This window comes from Sulfitobacter sp. HI0040 (assembly GCF_001634885.1).
In the GTDB taxonomy this organism is placed as follows: Bacteria; Pseudomonadota; Alphaproteobacteria; order Rhodobacterales; family Rhodobacteraceae; genus Sulfitobacter.
Genome location: NZ_LWEX01000572.1, coordinates 1 through 260 on the forward strand (window position 1 = coordinate 1; position 260 = coordinate 260).

General features: G+C 62.3%; 1 protein-coding gene. It reads left to right on the forward strand.

Translation table 11 applies throughout. From position 1 onward, the window contains the following. Window positions 1-260 (forward strand): DUF2147 domain-containing protein (locus A3728_RS20960; RefSeq protein ID WP_067928343.1); only part of this gene is annotated, 260 nt, incomplete at both ends.

Genomic DNA, 260 nt, shown 5'->3' on the forward strand with positions numbered 1-260 from the left:
AAGATGGTGCCCTGCGGCAACGCGGTCTGCGGCACGATCGACCGGACGTTCAACAGCTCCGGCGAGTACAAATCCGAAAATATCGGCAAGCAGCTGGTGCGCTCCATGGTGCCGGATGGCAAAGGCAACTATGCCGGGCGGGTCTGGCGGCCGTCCAACAACAAGGTCTACATCGGCAAGATGACCGTGAACGGTGACCGGCTGAAGCTTTCGGGGTGCATCGCGGGCGGGCTGCTCTGTTCCAAGCAGACATGGGCGCG